This is a genomic window from Pseudomonas petroselini, from assembly GCF_045037875.1.
In the GTDB taxonomy this organism is placed as follows: domain Bacteria; phylum Pseudomonadota; class Gammaproteobacteria; order Pseudomonadales; family Pseudomonadaceae; genus Aquipseudomonas; species Aquipseudomonas petroselini.
Map to the genome: position 1 here is coordinate 3,213,540 of NZ_CP173614.1, position 20,962 is coordinate 3,234,501.

The 20,962-nt window shown below is 63.1% G+C and carries 21 protein-coding genes; 14 read left to right on the forward strand and 7 right to left on the reverse strand.

Going from position 1 to position 20,962, the window contains the following annotated elements; all coding sequences use genetic code 11:
* Positions 1-127: 127 nt before the first annotated feature.
* Positions 128-1,228, forward strand: a complete 1,101-nt coding sequence (locus ACI512_RS15065) for an IS5 family transposase (RefSeq protein WP_231810450.1) — start codon at positions 128-130, stop codon at positions 1,226-1,228.
* Positions 1,229-1,435: 207 nt separating this feature from the next.
* Here the strand turns inward: ACI512_RS15065 and ACI512_RS15070 are convergent, their stop codons facing one another.
* The 3 genes from ACI512_RS15070 to ACI512_RS15080 all read right to left on the reverse strand — a co-directional run bounded on the left by ACI512_RS15070 (position 1,436) and on the right by ACI512_RS15080 (position 4,627).
* Positions 1,436-2,254 carry an alpha/beta fold hydrolase gene (locus tag ACI512_RS15070; RefSeq protein ID WP_236381954.1) on the reverse strand — a complete coding sequence of 273 codons (819 nt, stop codon included), beginning with the start codon at positions 2,252-2,254 and terminating at the stop codon, positions 1,436-1,438.
* 88 nt (positions 2,255-2,342) lie between these two features.
* Positions 2,343-3,734: an alginate export family protein gene (locus tag ACI512_RS15075; protein ID WP_236381956.1), complete on the reverse strand. Its 1,392-nt coding sequence runs from the start codon at positions 3,732-3,734 to the stop codon at positions 2,343-2,345.
* Positions 3,731-4,627, reverse strand: a complete 897-nt coding sequence (locus ACI512_RS15080; protein WP_236381958.1) for a VOC family protein — start codon at positions 4,625-4,627, stop codon at positions 3,731-3,733. The genes ACI512_RS15075 and ACI512_RS15080 overlap by 4 nt, the downstream gene beginning before the upstream one ends.
* A gap of 146 nt (positions 4,628-4,773) precedes the next feature.
* Here ACI512_RS15080 and ACI512_RS15085 point away from each other — a divergent pair, with 146 nt between their 5' ends.
* On the forward strand, positions 4,774-5,841 hold the full coding sequence (locus tag ACI512_RS15085; protein ID WP_236381960.1) for an NAD(P)-dependent alcohol dehydrogenase: 1,068 nt from the start codon (positions 4,774-4,776) through the stop codon (positions 5,839-5,841).
* Positions 5,842-6,006: 165 nt separating this feature from the next.
* On the opposite strand, the gene ACI512_RS15090 is transcribed toward ACI512_RS15085, so the two are convergent.
* Entirely contained in the window at positions 6,007-6,306 is a 300-nt protein-coding gene (locus ACI512_RS15090) for a hypothetical protein (protein WP_236381962.1), read from the reverse strand.
* A 202-nt stretch (positions 6,307-6,508) separates the two neighbouring features.
* On the opposite strand from ACI512_RS15090, the gene ACI512_RS15095 reads away from it, so the two are divergent.
* The 3 genes from ACI512_RS15095 to ACI512_RS15105 are packed head-to-tail and all read left to right on the forward strand — an operon-like array spanning position 6,509 to position 8,674.
* Positions 6,509-7,168 carry a secretin and TonB N-terminal domain-containing protein gene (locus ACI512_RS15095; protein WP_236381965.1) on the forward strand — a complete coding sequence of 220 codons (660 nt, stop codon included), beginning with the start codon at positions 6,509-6,511 and terminating at the stop codon, positions 7,166-7,168.
* Positions 7,165-7,710, forward strand: a complete 546-nt coding sequence (locus ACI512_RS15100) for an RNA polymerase sigma factor (protein WP_046036215.1) — start codon at positions 7,165-7,167, stop codon at positions 7,708-7,710. The genes ACI512_RS15095 and ACI512_RS15100 overlap by 4 nt, the downstream gene beginning before the upstream one ends.
* Before the next feature lie 37 nt (positions 7,711-7,747).
* Positions 7,748-8,674 carry a DUF4880 domain-containing protein gene (locus ACI512_RS15105; RefSeq protein WP_102060605.1) on the forward strand — a complete coding sequence of 309 codons (927 nt, stop codon included), beginning with the start codon at positions 7,748-7,750 and terminating at the stop codon, positions 8,672-8,674.
* Between the two features lies 1 nt (position 8,675).
* Here ACI512_RS15105 and ACI512_RS15110 read toward each other — a convergent pair whose 3' ends face one another.
* Positions 8,676-9,272, reverse strand: coding sequence for a prepilin-type N-terminal cleavage/methylation domain-containing protein (locus ACI512_RS15110; RefSeq protein ID WP_046036214.1), 597 nt, complete (start codon positions 9,270-9,272; stop codon positions 8,676-8,678).
* On the reverse strand, positions 9,269-9,721 hold the full coding sequence (gspH, locus tag ACI512_RS15115; protein ID WP_236381967.1) for a type II secretion system minor pseudopilin GspH: 453 nt from the start codon (positions 9,719-9,721) through the stop codon (positions 9,269-9,271). Before gspH ends, ACI512_RS15110 begins: the two co-directional genes overlap by 4 nt.
* A gap of 93 nt (positions 9,722-9,814) precedes the next feature.
* On the opposite strand from gspH, the gene ACI512_RS15120 reads away from it, so the two are divergent.
* A complete protein-coding gene (locus tag ACI512_RS15120; RefSeq protein WP_012723639.1) occupies positions 9,815-10,246 on the forward strand; it encodes a type II secretion system protein N in 432 nt (143 codons plus the stop codon).
* Here ACI512_RS15120 and gspI read toward each other — a convergent pair.
* Positions 10,233-10,598, reverse strand: a complete 366-nt coding sequence (gene gspI / locus ACI512_RS15125) for a type II secretion system minor pseudopilin GspI (RefSeq protein WP_012723640.1) — start codon at positions 10,596-10,598, stop codon at positions 10,233-10,235. The two genes, ACI512_RS15120 and gspI, sit on opposite strands and share 14 nt — an antisense overlap.
* Before the next feature lie 148 nt (positions 10,599-10,746).
* On the opposite strand from gspI, the gene gspG reads away from it, so the two are divergent.
* The 8 genes from gspG to ACI512_RS15165 all read left to right on the forward strand — a co-directional run bounded on the left by gspG (position 10,747) and on the right by ACI512_RS15165 (position 20,896).
* The gene (gene gspG, locus ACI512_RS15130; RefSeq protein WP_012723641.1) at positions 10,747-11,196 is read left to right on the forward strand and encodes a type II secretion system major pseudopilin GspG; all 450 of its coding nucleotides are present in this window, start codon (positions 10,747-10,749) and stop codon (positions 11,194-11,196) included.
* Positions 11,197-11,204: 8 nt separating this feature from the next.
* Entirely contained in the window at positions 11,205-12,074 is an 870-nt protein-coding gene (gene gspK, locus ACI512_RS15135; RefSeq protein WP_231810191.1) for a type II secretion system minor pseudopilin GspK, read from the forward strand.
* Positions 12,071-13,132, forward strand: coding sequence for a type II secretion system protein GspL (gspL, locus tag ACI512_RS15140; RefSeq protein ID WP_236381969.1), 1,062 nt, complete (start codon positions 12,071-12,073; stop codon positions 13,130-13,132). Before gspK ends, gspL begins: the two co-directional genes overlap by 4 nt.
* The gene (gene gspM / locus ACI512_RS15145) at positions 13,125-13,637 is read left to right on the forward strand and encodes a type II secretion system protein GspM (protein ID WP_012723644.1); all 513 of its coding nucleotides are present in this window, start codon (positions 13,125-13,127) and stop codon (positions 13,635-13,637) included. Before gspL ends, gspM begins: the two co-directional genes overlap by 8 nt.
* Complete coding sequence (gene gspD, locus ACI512_RS15150) at positions 13,634-15,937, forward strand: type II secretion system secretin GspD (protein WP_236381975.1); 2,304 nt, start codon at positions 13,634-13,636, stop codon at positions 15,935-15,937. Before gspM ends, gspD begins: the two co-directional genes overlap by 4 nt.
* Positions 15,938-16,457: 520 nt before the next feature.
* Positions 16,458-17,876: a type II secretion system ATPase GspE gene (gene gspE, locus ACI512_RS15155; protein WP_236381763.1), complete on the forward strand. Its 1,419-nt coding sequence runs from the start codon at positions 16,458-16,460 to the stop codon at positions 17,874-17,876.
* Positions 17,876-19,087 carry a type II secretion system inner membrane protein GspF gene (gspF, locus tag ACI512_RS15160; protein ID WP_093546588.1) on the forward strand — a complete coding sequence of 404 codons (1,212 nt, stop codon included), beginning with the start codon at positions 17,876-17,878 and terminating at the stop codon, positions 19,085-19,087. Before gspE ends, gspF begins: the two co-directional genes overlap by 1 nt.
* Before the next feature lie 624 nt (positions 19,088-19,711).
* Entirely contained in the window at positions 19,712-20,896 is a 1,185-nt protein-coding gene (locus ACI512_RS15165) for a substrate-binding domain-containing protein (RefSeq protein WP_236381764.1), read from the forward strand.
* Positions 20,897-20,962 lie beyond the last annotated feature (66 nt).

Genomic DNA, 20,962 nt, shown 5'->3' on the forward strand with positions numbered 1-20,962 from the left:
GGGTTACTTTTTGCTCTTGCTGCTTCTTAACTGACTGGCATTAGCAGGCCGTTGAAAAAGACCGGACCGAATTGGATTCTGGCAAACTCCCCGTCATGTTCCTCAATGTCAGCGGAAGATCGAGCCGATGCGTGGACCCGATCTCAAGCAAAACGACCTGTTCAGTTACACGACGCTTGAACAGCGTATCCCCAAGGATCACCCGCTACGCCCTCTGCGTGAGCTGGTTGATACGATCTTGATATCGATGGATTCTGATTTCGAGGCGTTGTATTCCTCGCTGGGACGCGCCTCGATTCCACCAGAGCGGCTACTGCGGGCTTCATTGCTGCAGGTGATCTACACCGTGCGTTCCGAGCGGCAATTGGTCGAGCAGATCGATTTTAATCTGCTTTTTCGCTGGTTCGTCGGCCTGTCGATGGACGAACGGGTGTGGGATCACTCAACTTTCAGCCAGAACCGTGACCGCCTGTTTAACCAGGATATTGCACGCCTGTTCTTCCAGCGCATCAAGTCGCTGGCCCAGTGGTCGCAATACGCCAGCGATGAGCATTTCAGTGTGGACGGCACACTGATCGATGCTTGGGCTTCGCATAAGTCCTTCGTCAAAAAAGACGATGGCGAGAAGCCGGGCGATGAGCCTCCAGAAGACGGCCCTCGCAACAACTATCTCGATTTCAAGGGTGAGAAACGCGGCAACAAGACTCACCAATCGACTACCGATCCCCAAGCGCGGCTCGCCCGCAAGAGTCCGGCCGATGGCAGTCGCCTGGCCCATATGGCCCACACTCTGATGGAAAACCGTAACGGGTTGATCGTGGATGTGGAATGCACCGAGTTCAATGGACACGCCGAAGTGGGTGCAGCCTTGAAGATGCTTGAACGCACGGCCAAACCTGGCAGCACCGTGGGCGCGGACAAAAGCTACGACCAGAAATTTTTTGTCCAAATGGTGCGTGATTTGAAGGTGACGCCGCATGTCTCGAGGAAGGCCATCAAGAGCGCAATCGATGGCCGTACGACCCGTCATCCGGGTTACGGCATCAGCATGAAAATACGAAAAAGAATCGAGGAAGGATTTGGCTGGTTAAAGACCGTGGGTGGTCTGCGCAAGACCAAGCTGATCGGCCGCGAAAAGCTCAGCGCCCAGTTGCTGCTGGGCTTTTCGGTGTACAACTTGATCCGTTTGGGGAGCTTGTCGGGCTGGTGGCGTGGGTCGCATGTTTAGGCGAGGTGCGCCCAGAAATCGCCCACAGGCGAATATTTGCTCTGGAACTGGCAAAACACTCGCTGATTGAGGCGGGATAAAGGGCAGCGCCAAGTCTGAGCGGCTGAAAAATCTCAAACTTGGCGGGTTAAGGGAGATAGGGCTGAATTTTTCAACGGCCTGTTAGGGCAAGCCCGGCCAAAATAAGGAGAGGGTGGTTCAGGCGTTTCAGCGGTTCAGGAACGCCAGCAGGTCTTCATTCAACTGCTGCGCGTGGGTCACGGCGAATCCGTGTGGCGCATCCTTGTAGACTTTCAGTTCGGCGCCCTTGATCGAGGCCGCGGCGACTTTACCGGTGGTTTCGAACGGAACGATCTGGTCGCCATCGCCGTGGATGACCAGGGTCGGCACGTCGATCTTGGCCATGTCCGGGCGGAAGTCGGTTTCAGAGAACGCAGTGACGCAATCCACGGTCGACTTCAGGGACGCCAGCAAGGCGATCTGCAGGGTCTGGGTCAACACGCCTGCGGAGACGGTCTGGCCCTTGTTGATGCCGAAGAACGGCGTATTGAAGTCGGCGATGAACTGCGCGCGATCCTTCAGCAGGCCAGCCTTGATGCCATCGAACACTTCAGTCGGCACGCCCTGCGGGTAATCCGGTTTCTGGCCGAAGAGCGGCGTCACCGCACCCAGCAGCACCAGGCCGGCAACCCATGCGCTGCCGTGGCGGGCGATGTAGCGCGCGACGTCGCCGCCGCCCATGGAGAAGCCCACCAGGGTCACGTCCTTGAGGTCCAGGTGCTCGATCAACTGCGCGATGTCGTCGGCGAAGGTGTCGTAGTCGTTACCGGTCCAGGGTTGGTCCGAGCGGCCAAAGCCACGGCGGTCGAACGCGAGGGTGCGAAAGCCACGGCTGCTCAGGTATTCCATCTGGTATTCCCACATGTCGGCATCCAGCGGCCAGCCGTGGCTGAACAGCACGGGCTTACCGCTGCCCCAGTCCTTGAAGTAGATCTGGGTACCGTCTTTGGCAACAAATGTGCTCATGGAAAACTCCTTGGTAGCGGGAAAATGGCTCAGCATCACTATGGGTATAAAGCGTGCGCCGGGCTTGTATGGGTGTGCTTGGTTGGGGCTACCAGCTGAATTTCAGCTCGACGCCCAGGTAATTGCTGTCATCACCGCCGGCATCGCGCAGGGTTCGGCCGACCGCGTAATGCACGGCTTCGACGGCGCCGGTGAGGTTCGGCGTAAACACATAGTCGGTACGCAGCTGACCGTAGGCACCGGTCCAACGTTCACCTTGGCCGGCGGTTCCGGCGACGGGCAGGTTCGGTTGGGTGTACACCGCATCGCTGGTGGTTTGTCGCCACAGCAGGCCGATGGCGGTTTGCACGCTGAGCTTGTCGATCGGCTTGACGGTGATCGACGGCTTGACGTGAATCAAGTTGCTGTAGCCGGTGTAGCCCGCGAGGGAAAAGTAATAGCCGTTGGGGAACAGCGGGTTGAACGTGCCGACGGTGCCGTCCCCGGTTTTACGGTCGCCCGAGGCGATGTCCAGTTGCAGGCCCAAGCGCGGTGTCCAGGCCAGGCTGTCGAAGGTGTAGCCGGTGCGGCTGCCACCGGCCCAGGCGCGGATATCCTTGCTGCCCACCGAGCCGCTTTGCAGCATCGCTTCGACGTCCCAGTCAAAACCCATGGCCGCGCCGCCCAGGCGGGCGTCGAACAGGTGGCGGGTCTCGTCGCCGTCCGCGTCGAGGTAATGCGCCGCGCTGCGTTCATACACGCCGTAGTAGGCCGACAGTTCGTTCTTGCCGCCCACCAGCCGCTCCACACGCAGCATGTGGAAGCGCGCATCGCTGTTGGATTTGTCGTCGAAGTGTCGCCCGTCCTGGTACTGCACCGGCTGGCTGGCAATCCCGATAAAACGCCAGTTGGACGTCTCCCAGTCGGCCCACAGCGCATCGAAGGACTGCCGCACATTCGGGCCGTCCCGCGACGAGATGAAACGCTGCAAATCGAAGGCGAAATCCTGGCGCCCGACGCGGGCCTTCAGCGTGCCGCTGCTGAAGGTATTCACGTATTCGGCAAAGGCCAGGCGCAGGTCGACACGGTTCTGGTCGGCGCCGCCAATCGTGGTTTTGTCGTAGGCGCGCACGTCTTCGAGTTGGGTGAATACCCGCCAGTTTTCGTTCAGGTGCAGGTCGGCATGCACCTGGAAACGCTGGATCAGGTAGCGGTCACGCTTCACGTCGCGCACGCCGAAACCACTGGCGTCGTTCATCTCGAAGCGCTCGCGCAACGTCGCACCGAGCGACAGGTAGGTCAACGGGTCGGCACTCGACAACGGGATGTACTTCAAGGTGTCCAGCGGCTGCGTGCGCAGCGCCGGGTTCTGCAGCACCGACCAGTCTTCCTGCCAGCGGTTGGCCTTGATGGCCGGGCGTGTCGCTTGCTCATCGGCGTGGACGCTGCCGGCGAGCAGCGGCCACAGCACGGCCAGGCCCCAGCCTGTGCGGCGCGTCATTTTGCTGCGTTGAGTTGATGAATCTCCGCGACATAGCCGCCGGGGAATTCCACCAGTGCGCTGCGACGGCCTTTGCTGTCAAAGGCCGGCACCACCACGGTGGCGCCGGAACCGGTGGCTTTGCCCAGGGTGGCTGTCAGGTCAGCCACTTGATAGCCGGTGGTCTCGTGGCCGAACGGGTAGGGCAGTTGGCCGTTGGTGACCAGTACCGCCATGCGCCCGAACGGCGACTCGATGTCGACACGCCGATAGCTGCCGTTGGCTTGACCGATGTCCACGCCCGGTGCGTGTTTGTCATCGGCCAGGACTTTGCCGTGGGAGAAGCCGAGGAACGCCTTGATAAAGCGGTCGGCCCGGTCGGCGCTGAGGTACACGCGGTTTTCCGGCACGGTCTGGAACGCTGCGTAATCCGGGGTCTTGGTGTGCCAGTAGAGTTGCATGTTCACACCGCCTGGCCACTGCACCACCGCGTCACGGCCGATCGGGTCGGGGAAGTCGCTGACGATCACCGCCGCGCCGTTTTCCCGCGCGGCCTTGAGGGCGACGTCCATGTCCTTGACCAGGTAACCGTTGCGCTCCTGGCCGAACGGGTGCGGGATCGGCGTGGTGAAACCAAACAGCGACACCGTGCCCGCCGGCGTCTGCAGCAATTGCGAGGTGGTGCTGCTGGGCACCGGCAGCACATTCACCACCACCTGGGCGGTGCTTTTACCGCCGAAAGTGGCCAGGAAACTCTGGGCGAAACGGTCGACATCGGCCGGCGCCACATAGACGTGGCTGGTGTCGTATTGCGGGGCCACGGCCACGCTCGGGGTTGCCGCGAAGGCATTGTCCATCATTGCGCTCGCCAGCAGCGTCAATGCCACAGATACCTTGATTGCTTTGCTACGCATGCCCACTCTCCAGCACTTCTACGCGATTGAAGCCGTGAGGTTAGGGGCACAGAGGCGAAGGAAATTGTACAGACGTGCTCGGTTGAACGGTTCAGCGTCTATGCTGGTCCACTGACTTCTACCGTCAGATCACACAGGTGAACGAAATGGCCAAGACCTACAGCTACGCCGCCCAGAACGCCAAGGATGCCCTCAAACCCTTTACCTTCGAGCGCCGCGCGCCGGGGGCGGATGACGTACAGATCGACATTCTCTATTGCGGCGTGTGCCACTCCGACCTGCACACCGCGCGCAACGAGTGGAAGAACACCCTTTACCCCTCCGTGCCGGGCCATGAAATTGTCGGCCGCGTGACGGCGGTCGGGGGCAATGTGACGACCTTCAAGGTCGGCGACTTGGCCGGTGTCGGCTGCATGGTCGACAGCTGCCAGCACTGCGCGTCGTGCGCCGAGGGCGAGGAGCAATACTGCGAGAACGGCTTTACCGGCACCTACAACGGTCCGGTGTTCGGGGGTGAAAACACCTTTGGCGGCTACTCGGACAGCATCGTGGTCAAGGAGAAGTTCGTGCTGCGCATCTCCCACGACGATTCTAACCTGGCCGCTGTCGCGCCGTTGCTGTGCGCGGGCATCACCACTTACTCGCCGCTGCATCACTGGAAGGTTGGCCCCGGCAAGAAGGTCGGTGTGGTGGGCCTCGGTGGGCTGGGGCATATGGCGGTGAAGATCGCCCACGCCATGGGCGCGCACGTCACGTTGTTCACCACCTCGCCGAACAAGCGCGAAGACGGCCTGCGCCTGGGCGCCGACCAAGTGGTGATGTCGAAGAACCCGGACGAAATGGCCAAGGTCGCCAACAGCCTGGACTTCATCCTCAACACCGTCGCCGCGCCGCACGACCTTGACGCCTTCCTCAACCTGCTCAAGCGCGACGGCACCATGACCCTGGTCGGCGCCCCCGACAGCCCGCACCCGTCGCCGACCGTGTTCAACCTGATCTTCAAGCGCCGCAGCCTGGCCGGTTCGCTGATCGGTGGGATCCAGGAGACCCAGGACATGCTGGACTTCTGCGCCAAGCACGGGATTGTCTCCGACATCGAGATGATCGATATCCAGGGCATCAACGAGGCCTATGAGCGCATGCTCAAGGGCGATGTGAAGTATCGGTTCGTGATCGATATGGACAGCTTGAAAAAGGAAAGCCACGCGGCTTGAAACGCACGCGATAAACCCCTGTAGAACCCTGTGGGAGGGGGCTTGCTCCCGATAGCGGTGTTCCGGTCAGAACGTCTGTGACTGACCCACCGCCATCGGGAGCAAGCCCCCTCCCACAATTTTATGGGCGCACTGCAGACCGAGAGAGGCTATCTGCCTGACGGCTTAAGGCCGCTGCGGTTTCACCGACGTACCGAAGGTGTTGCCCATCCGCACGCTGGTCGCCGCCGGCGTGGCGAGACCGACTTTATTGGGCAGGCGCTTTTCGACGGCAATGTGCTGCGCCTCGCGGTTTTTTTGCGTCGCTGTTGTCGCATTCGTTTCAGTGCCCATCTGTTGGCTGAGGCAGCCATAGTCGGGCGCCTTATAGCCATCCACCGTGACCTCTGCGCAAGTGTCTGCATGGGCGATCAAGGGCAGGGCAGTGCACAGCAACAGGCTGGCAAGGGACGCTAACACTTTCATCGGAGCCTCCTGGCGGGCCCGCAGGAGTGGGCCAGTAAGGCTTGAGAGTCTAGTGCAGCTGGCTGCTCGTCACCGTGATGTTTTTTTTGCTATCACCGTAACATCAGGTTCATAAACTGGCCTCAGGATGACGGTTTTCTAGGGCGCGTCGGCCGTGCAGCGATGCAGAGCAGGGGGTGGACAGGGGGGCTGGCGGCGCGCCGTGTGCGCCCTGGTCTTGCTGTTGCTGCTGCTCGGTGGTCGCGCCGCGCAGGCCGAGGCTCCGCTGCTGTCGTTGAACCTTGCGGCGCAAGACCTGGAACACGCACTGCAAGCGTATAGCCGCGCCACCGGGATGGCCGTGCTGGTGGACCGCGAGTTGACGCGGGGCCGGCGCTCCATCGCGGTGCGCGGGCGCTTTACGGCGCAAGAAGCACTGGCAATGTTGCTGACAGGGAGTGGCCTGATGGCACGTTATGCACGCAGCGATGCATTTACCTTGCAGCTGCCCGATGTCAGCCCGCCACCCCCGACCCAGGGGACGGCGGCACGGCATATAGCGCGGATCAACACCAGCTATGCGACGGCATTGCAGCACGCCATCGAGACCAGCCTGTGCCGTTCGCCGCTGACCCGGCCCGGCGGTTTTCGTGCGCTGGTGCAAGTATGGGTCAACCCGGACGGGGTGATTGCACACAGCCGGTTGGTCAGCTCCACCGGCGATGAACAACGCGATGAAGCACTGGTACGCAGCCTGGCAACAACACGGGTCGAACGCCCCGCACCCAGCTCACTGCGCCAACCTGTGACTTTACTTTTGATGCCTGACACCACAGGAACGCGCATGGAATGCACAGTAGCGAAAGGAGCCTCGGGCGGATGAAAAACTCCGGGCACAGCACCATGGTCAGCTTGTTCCTGGCCTCCTACGAAGACTTCAAGGTGCGTTTGCGCAAGCGCCTGGGCTCGGAGGACCTGGCCAACGACGTGCTGCATGAAACCTACCTGCGGGTCGACCGCATGGAGGTGCCGCCGAACCTGCAACAGCCCAATGCCTACCTCTACCGCATGGCCCTGAACATCGCCGCCGACCGCCGCCAGGCCGACGCGCGCTTGCTCACCGGCAGCGAGGTCGAAGAATTGTTGCAAAGCGCCGACGAAGCCCAGGACCCCTCGCGGGTGGTAGGCGGCCAGAAAGAAATCCAATCCCTGGTCAAAGCCCTTTACGAGTTGCCGGCACGCCGCCGCAAAATCCTGATCGCCGCCCGCCTGGAAGAGGCGCCGCACCTGGAAATTTCCCAGCGTTTCGGCATCTCCACGCGCATGGTCGAGAAAGAAATCAAGGCCGCCCTGGGCCATTGTGCCAAGCGCCTGGAAAGAAAAGTGATTCAGCGGTTCGGTCCCGGTGCCGGAAAACCGTCTTAGTGTCGAGTCCCTGATAAATCCGTGAGTACGTGCGCGCTTGAATATTTTTAGCTTCTCCACCGCCCGGCAGTCCGCCGCCAGCCCCCTGCACGATGAAGCCCGCGACTGGCTGGTCCTGCTGACCTCGGGCCGCGCCACCGTGGCCGATGCCAAGGCCCTCAAGGCGTGGTGCGCGCAGAGCCCCGCGCATGCCCAAGCATTCGAACAGGCCAAGACGCTGTGGCAGCAAGTGGCACCGGCGCTCGATCACGTGTCGCAACCGCGCAGCTTTGGCCGGCGTGCTTTCCTCGGCGGTGCGCTCGCCGCTTCGGCGGCCGTGGTGATGGTGCGCGTCGGCGTACCGGGCGGTTTTGCCGGGCTCACGGCTGACTATCGCACCGCCGTTGGCGAGCAGCGCCAAGTGGTGTTGAGCGACGGGGTCAGCCTGGAACTCAATACCCAGACCCGCATCAGCCGGGTCGGGCAGGGCATTGAATTGCTCGAAGGTGAAGTCGAGGTGTTCGCCCACGTTGCCCAACCGCTCAAGGTCCAGGCTGGCGAGGGCTGGGTGAGTGCGGCGCAGGCGCGGTTCAATGTGCGCAACACCGACCATAACGTGTGTATCACCTGTATCCAGGGTTCGCTCTCGGTGGATATCGCCGGGCGCAGCGTGCGCCTGGACCAAGGCCGACAATTGACCTACGGCGCCGCCGGAATCAGCGACGTGACAAGCGTGGACACCCAGGCGGTGCTGGCCTGGCGCGAACAGGTGCTGGTGTTCAACAACGCCACGCTGGCGACGGTGGTGGATGAGATCAACCGGTATCGGCCGGGGATGCTGGTGTTGCTGAATAAACAACTGGGCCAGCGCCGGGTGCAGGCGCGGTTCAGTTTGCAGCAGCTGGCGGGCGTGGCGTTGTTGATCCGGGATGCCTATGGGGCCAAGTGCACGGAGTTGCCGGGTGGGGTGGTGTTGTTGAGCTGACTCACTTCAACGGCCCCACCACCTGCCTATACGTTTCCACCCCCTGCGGCGTCTGCCGCACCAGGCTGATTTCCAATCCCAACGGATCCTCGCGCCGATTCCCGCTTAACTGCCGCCAGCCCTTATCCGGTTCCCACACTCGCACCTGCAGGTCACTCACGCCGGTCAACACCACCAGCCCATCCTTCGCCGCCGGCAACGGGTAGCGGTCCCGTGTCGGCGCGGCGGCGCGATACAGGGCGTCGCCCTTGAGCCACCAGCGCACCCGTTGCAGGCCATCGCCTGCCACCGGGGCGCTGCGGATCACGTCGAGACGGAAGCCTTTGCTGTCGGAACTGCGCACCGTGATTGCGGCCAAGCCTGTGTCTTGCGGCGCGTCTGGGGCTGTCAGTTCAACACTGGCCCGCAGGCTGATATCCCGCTGCATCTGGTTCAACGCTCTTAGCAACACCTCGGTCTGCTCGGTACTCGCCTGCAAGTGCTGATCCGCACGGGTGACGCTGTCCAGCCCGCGCCAGGCGATCAGGCTGACCACCGCCATGAGCATGATCGCCACCATCACTTCGATCAGGGTGAAGCCGTGCTGGGATCGGTTCATGGCTGGCTCACCACGCGCATCAAGCCGGCGGCGTCGCGTTGCAGGCTGAGGCTGTGTTGCCCGTCGGACAGCACCACGCGCAGCGGTGGGTTGATCCATTCGGCATTAAGCACCAGGGGTTGCGGGGGTTCGATGTTGATTTGCATCGGCGTGCTTTCCCATAGGCGCGGGCGCAGTTGGCTGTCGCCCTGGAAGGATTCCACGCTCGCGCCATCATCGCTGCGGCGGTTGAAGCGAAAGCCCTTGGCGTCGGCGCGCCAGGTGATGGGGCGGCCGTCGGCGTGGGCTTCGGCCTGGGCGACTTGCAGCAGTTGGCTCAGGCGTTCGGCGTCCTTGCGCAGCAGGTGCAGCGGGTCGGGTTTGATCGTGAGGCTGATGGCGGCGCTGGCGATGCCGATGATCACCAGCACCACCATCAGCTCGATCAGGGTGAAGCCTTGCTGTTTCATCGCGTGCTTCCTGGAACACTGGGGAGTGTGTGAAATAAAAGCGTGCGAATTGACCTGTAGGCTGGTGCGACGGACAAACAGGAGGTCCTCCCCATGACATTTGCCCCTCGTATCACCCTGGCCCACGGCGTGCAGGCGCTGGGCGTATTGGCTGCCTTGGCGGGCGTGGCGGTATGGACGCCGCTGCTGCTCACCCGCGCCGAATCCCACACCCCGCAAGCCACGCCCCAGGCGTTGGCGGCGCGCAGCGATAACCCGGCGCTGCAATGGTTTTCGAATGCGCCGACGGCGTTGCAGGTCAAGGTCACGGGCGTGCTGGCGGGGGCCCGAGGCGCAGTGGCGATCCTCAGTCTGAATGACGGCCCGCCGCGCAGCTTTCTGTTGGGTGAGCGGCTCAGCCCCGGCGTGCGGCTGACGGCCATCGAAGGCGACGGTGTGGAGATCGAACGCGGTGGCGAGAAGCTGCGCGTCAACCTCGACAAGCTGCCGCAGGGCCCCGCGCTGCCGCTGCTCACTCGGCCATGACCTGGGTGTCCAGGCGCGCCAGGGGCGGCGCTTCGCGGCTGGCGTCGAGCACCTGCAGGTTGACCTGAAACAGGCGGCCATCGGCGTTGATGGTCTGCTCGCAACGCAGCTTCAAGCGGCCTTGGTCACACACGAAGGTGCGCTTGCCGCTGCGCAAGTGTCCCTCCAGGCGCAGTTCCGCCAGGCGACTCTGCGCCGCCAGCAACGCGATCGACTTGTCCCGCAGCAAGCCGTTGCTCTGGGTCATCAGCCCGGCCACGCGCACCGCGGCGGCCATGGCCACGGCGATAATCGCCAGCGCCACCAGCACTTCGATCAGGGTAAAACCTTGCGCGTTGCGACGGCCGTACATGGCGCTCTCAAAGCCGGGAAACAGGTCCGCAGACTAGCGCCGGCAGTTGACCGATTGGCGACCGAAACTCCCGAGGATTTTCAATACGACTGACATGTGTTCTTGCAACACTGCGCCACGAATTGCACTCAAGCCAAGGAATGTCGAGATGGATATCGCGCGCCCAACATCCCCATTGCCGGGCCCTCGCGGCCAGCGTGGCTTCACGCTGATCGAGATCATGGTGGTGGTGGTCATCCTCGGGATCCTGGCCGCCATGGTGGTGCCCAAGGTCCTCGACCGTCCGGACCAGGCGCGGGCCACGGCGGCCAAGCAGGACATCGGCGGGCTGATGCAGGCGCTGAAACTCTATCGCCTGGACCACGGCACCTATCCGAGCATGAACCAGGGCTTGAAGGTGCTGGTAGAGCGCCCGGCGGATGCGAAGAACAGCAATTGGCGCGCCTACTTGGAACGCTTGCCCAACGACCCCTGGGGCCACCCTTATCACTACCTCAACCCGGGCGCCAACGGTGAGGTCGATGTGTTCTCCCTCGGTGCCGACGGCCAACCGGATGGCGATGGCGTCAATGCCGATATCGGCTCCTGGCAGTTGTAAGGCCCGTCATGAAAGGGTATTCGCCCCCAGCGGCGAAGCAGCGCGGCATGGCGATTATCAGCGCCTTGCTGATCGCGGCGGTGGTGGCGGTTCTGGCCGGCGCCATGCTCACGCGCCAGACCGTGTTCACCCGCAGCCTGGAGGCCGAGCAACTGCGCATCCAGGGCCAGTGGCTGTTGCAAGGCGGCCTGGAACGCAGCCGGCAGATGCTCTGGGACGCGCGCCAAAAGGAGGTGCTGACGCGCCTTGATCAACCCTGGGCCCGTGCCCTAGGCGGCGCGTTCGAGGGGCGGATTGAGGACGAGCAAGGCAAGTTCAACCTGCGCAATTTGGTCAATCGCCAGCAGGTGGACAGCGAGCAGTTGCAGAGTTTCGAGCGGCTGTGCCAGTTGATCGGCGTCGACCCTGCGGTGAGTCGCCGCGTCAGCCAGCGAGTGATCGCCTCTTATCTCCCCCCGGTCAAATACCCGATGCTGCGCAGCCTGGATGACTTGAGTGGCCTCGAAGGCCTCGACCCCCTCGTGTTGCAGCGCATGCAGGCGTACATCAGCGTGTTGCCCGGGCCTACTTGGGTCAACGGCAACACCGCCAGCGCCGAAGTGCTCAGCGCGGTGGTGCCGCAGCTCAGCCTGTCCCAGGCCCATGGGCTGGTGGCTGAGCGTGACAGCGGGCAGTGGTTTATCAACCGTGGAGACTTCGTCAACCGCCTGCATTTACCCGAGGTGGTGATGGATTCGGTGCAGGTCGGTATTACCAGTGAGTGGTTTCGCCTGCAGGGCCAGGCCCGGCGTGAGCAGCGCCGGGTCACGATTGACGCGTTGCTGCATCGGCCCGAAGACCGTCAGCCACGAGTGATCTGGTCGCGGGTGGGCGTATGAAACGCTTGCGCATCGGCTTGCCGCCGCTGGATCAATTGACCGCCGAAAGCCAGGTCAGGTTTGCCTGGCTGGAGCGTGGCGTGATCGTTGAAGAGGGCTATGAACACCTCGCGCAGTTGGGTAAGTCCCGCCAGGCAGTGGACTGCTTCCTGCACCCCCAGGACAGTCTGCTGACCCGCCTGGATCTGCCGCCATTACCGGCGGCGAAAACCGCTGCCGCCGTGGCCTGTGCCGCGCAGGCGCTGATACTCGGCCCGGTGGACCAGATGCAGGTGGCCCACGGCCCGCGTGACAGCGATGGGGGCGTGCAGGTGGCCTGGGTGCCCAAGGCCGGGTTGGCGCGGCTGGCGCAACTGCCACTCAAGCTGCGCGGCCTGTACCCGGCGCCCTATGCCTTGCCGGTGGGCGCGGCGGCGTTGGACGAAGGCTATCTGTTGACGCGTGACAGCCTGCAACAAGGCGCGGTGCACCCGTTGGGGTTGCAGGCGCTGGATGTGCCGCTGGTGGAGGCCACGCAGCGTTGGAGCGGGCCGGTGCCGGCTTGGGGGTTGCACGGTCGCCTCAACCCACCCTCGACCGGCGGATGGGGCAGGGCGCTGGCCTGTGTGGCGATGGCCACGGCCATCTGGACCGTCGGCCTCAACCTTTACGCGGCCCGCCAGGTGGAGGAAGGCCAGCGACTCAAGGCATCGATGAGCCAGCAGGTGCGCCAGGCCTTTCCCGAATTGCCGGTGGTGCTCAACCCGTTGCAACAGGCGCGTCAGCAATTGGCCGCCCGCCAGACCGGCGCGGCGGCCGACCCAGGGCAACGCTTCGCCAGCCTGGTGCAACTGGCGGGCAATAACCTGCCCTTCATGGTGGGCAGCGTCGACAACCTGAGCTTTGAGCAGGGGCGCCTGCACGTTGAATTACTCGCCGACAGTCGCAACCCAAAGGCCGAAGGTGAATGGCAGGCAGCGTTGGCCCAGGCCGGTTTTACCGCCAGCCGCGATGAGCATGGCTGGACCCTTGCCCCGGCGCAGGCCGCAGAACAACCCGCAGGGGCCGGTGATGAATAAAGTCCAGCGACTGCGCAGCCAGGCCCAGGTGTTCTGGAACGGCCTGGCCCTGCGCGAAAAGCGCCTGCTCGGCGGGGCCGGCCTGGTCCTGGCGAGCCTGCTGACCTGGCTCGTACTGGTGCAGCCCGCGCTGAAGAAGATCGATTACTGGCAGGCCGAAACCCCCAAGCTGCGCGCCCAGGCCGAAGCCTTGCAAGTGCTGTTGCAAGATGTCGCCGCGCCCAGGCCGGGCGACGACACCGCACTGCGCCAAGCCCTGGATGGCGCCGGTCTGCAAGGCCATTACCAATTGCAGGCACTGGAATCCGGCGGTTGGCGCCTGACCTTCGACAACGCCCCGGCGGATGCGGTGGTGGGCTGGCTGTTGGGCAATGCCCGTTCGTTTTCCCTGGAGGTGTCCGAGGCGCGTTTGCAGCGCGCCCTCGATACCGTCGATAACTCGGCCGGCACTGTGTCCGGGACCGTTCGCATGGATCAGGCGCTTGGCGCTAAGGAAGCTTCATGAAGTGGTCAGTCACCTCTTTTCGTAGGGTCGCGCCTTTACTGGTGCTGGCGTTGAGTGCGTGCAGCAACCCGTCAACCACGCCGTTGCTGGTGGACAGCGAACTCGGTCAACCGTTGGCGGACACCCAGCGCAGCGGCGAGAACGTGTTGGACCGCCAGCGCGACCTCGCACCCAAGCCGCCCGTACAGCACCGCGTGACCAACAGCGCCCGTGGCCACGCCCCGGCGGCCGTGAAGGCGCGCAACCCGCTGGGTGACCAGCCGGTGCAACTCAATTTCGTCGATGCGGACATCCAGGCGGTGGTCCGCGCACTGTCCCGCGCCACCGGCCAGCAGTTCCTGGTGGACCCGCGTGTAAAGGGCAACCTCACCCTGGTCAGCGAAGGCCAGGTGCCGGCGCACCAGGCCTACGACATGCTGTTGGCGGCGCTGCGCATGCAGGGCTTCAGCGTGGTCGATGTGGGCGGTGTCGCCCAGGTCGTGCCCGAAGCTGATGCCAAGTTGCTCGGCGGGCCGATCTACAGCGCCGGTAGCAGCGGCATGCAGACCCGCACCTTTCGCCTGCAATATGAAAACGCGGTGAACCTGATCCCGGTGCTGCGCCCCATCGTGTCGCCGAACAACCCGATCAATGCCTACCCCGGCAACAACAGCATCGTCATTACCGACTACGCGGAAAACCTTGCGCGGGTGGCGCAGATCATCAGCGGCATCGACACCCCCAGCGCCATCGACACCGACGTGGTGATGGTCCAGAACGGCATCGCCGTGGACATCGCCGCCATGGTCTCGGAGCTGCTGGAAACCCAGGGTGCCGACCAGACCCAAAAGATCAACGTGATCGGCGACCCGCGCTCCAACTCGATCATCATCCGTTCCGGCAGCCCGGAACGCACGGAACTGGCGCGCAACCTGATCTACAAGCTCGACAACGCGCAGAGCAACCCCAGCAATATGCACGTGGTGTACCTGCGCAACGCCCAGGCGAGCAAATTGGCCCAGTCGCTGCGCGGATTGCTCACCGGGGAAAGCGATTCCGGCGTCAGCGACGACGCGCGTGGCAAGCTCAGCGCCATGGGCGGTAATGGCAAGAACACCCAAGGTACCAGCAATGCGCAAAACAGCAGCGGCACGCCGACTGGCAGTGGTGTGCAGTCGGGGTATGGGCAAACCACCGGTTCGACTCCCAGCACCAGCGGCACCTCCACTGAGAACCAGGACACCGCGTTCAGCGCCGGCGGCGTGACCATCCAGGCGGACGCCACCACCAACACCCTGCTGATTTCCGCGCCGGACCCGCTGTACCGCAACCTGCGCGAAGTGATCGACATGCTCGACCAACGCCGCGCCCAGGTGGTGATCGAAAGCCTGATCGTGGAAGTCGGCGAAGACGATGCCACCGAGTTCGGCGTGCAATGGCAGGCCGGCAACCTCGCCGGCAAGGGCGGTTTTGGCGGGGTCAACCTGGGCGGTAGCGGCGTGAACAGCACGCCGACCAGCAAGACCAGCATCGACGTGTTGCCCAAGGGCCTGAACGTAGGGCTGGTCAACGGCACGGTGGATATTCCCGGTATCGGCAAGGTACTCGACCTCAAAGTCTTGGCCCGAGCGCTGAAGAGCAAGGGCGGCACCAACGTGCTGTCGACGCCGAACCTGCTGACCCTGGACAACGAAGCGGCGAGCATTTTCGTCGGCCAGACCATTCCGTTTGTCACCGGCAGCTATGTGACCGGTGGCGGGGGGACCAGCAACAACCCGTTCCAGACGGTGCAGCGTGAAGAAGTGGGGCTCAAGCTGAATGTGCGGCCGCAGATTTCCGAAGGGGGCACGGTGAAGCTGGATATCTACCAGGAGGTCAGCACCGTGGATACACGGGCGTCGGTGGACGCGGGCACGGTGACCAACAAGCGGGCGATCGATACCAGTATTTTGTTGGATGACGGGCAGATCATGGTGCTCGGCGGGTTGCTGCAGGATGGGTATAGCCAGAGTAATGATGCGGTGCCGTGGTTGTCGGATATTCCGGGGTTGGGGGCGTTGTTTCGTAATGAGAAGCGCAGTGTGAACAAGACCAACCTGATGGTGTTTTTGCGGCCGTATATTATTCGGGACAGTGGGGCGGGGCGCAGTATTACCTTGAACCGGTATGAGTTTATGCGCAGGGCGCAGGGGGGGCTGCAGCCGGAACATAGTTGGGCGATGCCGGATGTGCAGGCGCCGCAGTTGCCTTCGGTGGAGAAGGCGATTCCTGGGGGGCAGCAGCAGGGGCCTAGGGCTGTGATTCGGGCGGTGCCTAAGTGAGCGTACCTATCCGTTGCTGCGGTAACGGCCGCTTAGGGTTCCGCTCTTACAGCGGGTCACTTTTGGCAAACGCCCCAAAAGTAACCAAAAGGTCTTCGCCCCACCACTCGGCACCTCGCCTGGGCTCGGTGTGCCCTCACTCCGGCTTGAATCCGTGGGCCGCCGCCACGCGCCATCCATGGCGCGGGGCGGCTAACCCGGCGTCCTGCCGGGTTACCCACGGATTCAAGCCTGCGTTCGGCCAGCGTGGTTTTACGGGGCGCCGAAGATCAAGAGCAAGATCAAAAGCGGCTCGCTACGCATCGTGGGTACACTGTTTTGTCGGCGTCGGATTGCCGGCGAAAAACGGGCGGGCATTGCGTTCTGTCTGGTGTTTTATGAGTTCAAATAAAGATCCAAATGTGGGAGGGGGCTTGCCCCCGATAGCGGTGGTTCAGTTTCAAATGGGTTGGCTGACACACCGCCATCGGGGGCAAGCCCCCTCCCACATTGGCACTGTGTATTCCTGCGGGAGAAGGGTATGAGCCTGCTCCCCTACGCCTGGGCCAAATCCCAACGCATCCTCCTGCGCCCCGGCGAGGACGGCATGCTGCTGACCGTCTGCCCCTCAACCCCCGGCTGGTCGATCAGCGAAGTGCAGCGCCAGTTCGGTCAGTCGCAGGTTGAGCAGATACGCGATGACGAACTCGACGGCCTCCTGGCCAGCGCCTACGCCGACACTGGCAGCGCCGCCGCCGTAGTGGGTGCGGCGGAAAACGAGGTGGACCTCGACCGCCTGATGCAAGACATGCCCGAAATCACCGACCTGCTCGACACCCAGGACGGCGCCCCGGTGATCCGCATGATCAACGCGTTGCTCACCCAGGCCGCCCGCGACGAGGCCAGCGACATCCACATCGAACCCTACGAAACCCACTCCGTGGTGCGCTACCGCGTCGACGGCACCCTGCGGGACGTGGTCTCACCCCGCAAGGCCTTGCATGGCGCGCTGGTGTCGCGGATCAAGATCATGGCCCAGCTCGATATCGCCGAAAAACGCCTGCCCCAGGATGGACGTATTGCACTGCGTGTGGCCGGGCGGCCCATCGACATTCGGGTGTCGACCGTGCCCACCGGGCATGGCGAACGAGTCGTCATGCGGCTGCTGGACAAACAAGCCGGGCGCTTGCAGCTGGAAACCCTGGGCATGGAGGCGCAGTTGCTGGCGCGCCTGGATACGCTGATCCGCCAGCCCCACGGCATCGTGCTGGTCACTGGGCCTACCGGCAGCGGCAAGACCACCAGTCTGTACGCCGCCTTGGCACGGCTGGACGCGAGCACCAGCAATATCCTCACCGTGGAAGACCCGGTGGAATACGACCTGCCGGGCATCAGCCAGATCCAGGTCAACGCCAAGATCGACATGACCTTCGGCCTGGCCCTGCGCGCGATCCTGCGCCAGGACCCCGACATCATCATGATCGGTGAGATCCGTGACCTGGAGACCGCACAAATCGCCGTGCAGGCTTCGCTCACCGGTCACCTGGTGCTGGCGACATTGCACACCAACGATGCGGTGTCGGCGGTCAATCGCTTGATCGATATGGGCGTTGAACCGTTTCTGTTGGCTTCGTCATTGCTCGGCGTGTTGGCCCAGCGCCTGGTGCGCCGCCTGTGCCCGCACTGCAAGCAGGAGGACCCTGCGGCGCCCGGCACCTGGCGCCCGGTGGGGTGTGCGCAGTGCAATCAGATCGGCTACAGCGGGCGTACCGGTATCCATGAATTGTTTTGCGTCGACGACGATGTGCGCAGCCTGATCCACCAGGGCGCCAACGAGCAGGACTTGCGCCTGGCCGCACGCCGCGCCGGGATGTTCAGCATGCGTGAAGACGGCGAACGCTGGGTGCGCAGCGGTGCCACCGCGCCCGAAGAAATCCTGCGCGTGACACGGGACGCCTGATGAATCGCTATCGCTATGAAGCCGCCGATGCCAGCGGCAAAGTCGAGGCCGGGCATGTGGAGGCCGACAGCCAGAGTGCGGCCTTCGCCAGTTTGCGCAGCCGGGGTTTGACCGCGTTGCTGGTGCAGATCGAAGGCGGCCAGCCAGCGGCGGCGGGCAGCAGCCTGTTCACTGCCAAACTCTCAGACAATGATTTGGCCTGGGCCACGCGGCAACTGGCGAGCCTGCTGGGCGCCAGCCTGCCGTTGGAGGCGGCGTTGAGCGCCACGGTGGAGCAGGCCGAGAAAAAACACATCGCCCAGACCCTCGCCGGTGTGCGCGCCGATGTGCGTGGCGGCATGCGCCTGGCGGAGGCGTTGGCGGCGCGGCCACGGGATTTTCCGTCGATCTACCGCGCGCTGATCGCGGCGGGGGAGGAGTCCGGCGACCTGGCCCAGGTGATGGAGCGCCTGGCCGATTACATCGAGGAGCGCAACAACCTGCGCGGCAAGATCCTCACCGCGTTTATTTACCCCGGTGTAGTGGGACTGGTGTCCATCGGCATTGTGATTTTCCTGTTGAGCTACGTGGTGCCCCAGGTGGTCAGCGCGTTTTCCCAGGCGCGCCAGGACCTGCCGGGGCTGACCCTGGCGATGCTCAACGCCAGCGACTTCATTCGCGCCTGGGGTTGGCTGTGTTTCGGCGGGATCGTCGGCGGTTTCTGGAGTTGGCGCCTGTATTTGCGCAACCCGGTGGCGCGTTTGAATTGGCATAGCCGCGTCTTGCGCCTGCCGCTGATCGGGCGTTTTGTGCTGGGCCTGAACACCGCGCGGTTTGCCTCGACCCTGGCGATTCTCGGCGGGGCCGGCGTGCCATTACTAAGGGCCTTGGAAGCGGCGCGGCAGACCCTGTCCAATGATCGCCTGAGCCAGTGCGTCAACGACGCCACCGCCAAAGTGCGCGAAGGCGTCAACCTGGCCCCGGCACTGGCAGTGGAGAAAGTGTTCCCACCGGTGCTGATCCACCTGATCGCCAGCGGCGAAAAAACCGGCTCGCTGCCGCCCATGCTCGAGCGCGCGGCGCAGACGCTGTCGCGGGACATCGAACGCCGCGCCATGGGCATGACCGCGTTGCTGGAGCCGCTGATGATCGTGGTGATGGGCGCCGTGGTGCTGGTGATCGTCATGGCGGTGCTGTTGCCGATCATCGAGATCAACCAGCTGGTCACCTGAATACACGCGGTCAAAAAAGTGTGGGAGCTGGCTTGCCTGCGATGGCCATAGGTATCTACACCCCTTTGTAGTGAGCGGGCTTGTCCCGCGCTGGGTGGCGAAGCCGCCCCAATAAGGCCTCCGCGGTTTTTCAGAAAGACCGCAGCGCCTGGGTTTGGGGCGGCTTCGCCACCCAGCGCGGGACAAGCCCGCTCACTACAGGGAAACTTTTCAGTCTTTGAAAGTTGTTTAGATACCTATGGCCATCGCAGGCAAGCCAGCTCCCACATTTGGATCAGGTTTCTTCAGTTGCGTTTTCCGGTACTCGATGCCGCCACGTCCAACCTCGGGTTCCTCATTCCGTCACATCTCGCCCCCTACGCGGTCTCTAGGCCCGCAAGCTGAAACCTCGCTGTCACTTCCCTCCAAACCGCTCAAAACCATGACCAAAACACCCGAGAATCTTTTTAAAAATCAAGCCCTTCCTCCCGAGGTTTTTTCCTTTTGCTGTCATCGGAAGCTGCGAAATTTCCTACCCATGGCCTCACCCCTCGCCACCCCCGCAAACCGGCTCGGGACCGAAGCCATGGCGTCATGCAAGAGCCATCTACCCCAACGTACAAACACGACGAAAGGAGATTCTTCATGTTTAAGCGCAACGTTCTCGCGGTATCCATGACCCTCGCTGCACTGTGCTCGGCACAGGCTGCAATGGCTGACATCAACGGCGGTGGTGCCACCCTGCCACAAGCGCTGTACCAGACCTCCGGCGTGTTGACTGCCGGTTTCGCCCAGTACATTGGTGTCGGCAGCGGTAACGGCAAGGCAGCCTTCCTGAACAACGACTACACCAAGTTCCAGGCTGGCGTGACGAACAAGAACGTGCACTGGGCGGGCAGCGACTCCAAGCTGAGCGCCACTGAGTTGTCGACCTACGCGTCTGCCAAGCAACCGACCTGGGGCAAGTTGATCCAGGTGCCATCGGTGGGGACTTCGGTTGCCATTCCTTTCAATAAAAGCGGTTCCGCCGCTGTAGACCTGAGCATTCAAGAGTTGTGCGGCGTGTTCTCGGGCCGTATCAATACCTGGGACGGTATTTCCGGTTCTGGCCGTACCGGTCCGATCGTTGTGGTTTATCGCAGCGAAAGCAGTGGTACCACTGAACTGTTCACCCGTTTCCTCAATGCCAAGTGCAACGCAGAAACAGGCAACTTCGCCGTCACCACCACCTTCGGCACCAGCTTCTCCGGTGGCTTGCCTGCCGGCGCCGTTGCTGCTACTGGCAGCCAAGGTGTAATGACTGCCCTGGCCGCCGGCGATGGCCGCATCACCTACATGAGCCCTGACTTCGCCGCCCCTACATTGGCCGGTCTGGACGACGCTACCAAAGTGGCTCGCGTGGGCAAAAACGTCGCCACTAACACCCAGGGCGTTTCGCCTGCCGCCGCCAACGTGTCTGCCGCTATCGGCGCAGTACCGGTACCGGCTGCCGCTGATCGTTCCAACCCGGACGCCTGGGTTCCAGTCTTCGGTCCGGACAACACCGCCGGTGTACAGCCTTACCCAACCTCGGGCTACCCTATCCTGGGCTTTACCAACCTGATCTTCAGCCAGTGCTATGCCGACGCGACCCAGACCACCCAAGTGCGTGATTTCTTCACCAAGCACTACGGCGCCTCCAACAACAACGATGCAGCCATCACCGCCAACGCTTTCGTTCCACTGCCAACCGCTTGGAAAGCCACCGTTCGCGCCAGTTTCCTGACCGCGAGCAACGCCCTGAGCATCGGCAACACCAACGTCTGCAACGGTATCGGTCGTCCGCTGTAACCCACGCTTTCAACGACCTGCACCCCCTGATCAGCAACGGCCCGTGCCGTTGCTGATTTTTGCGTT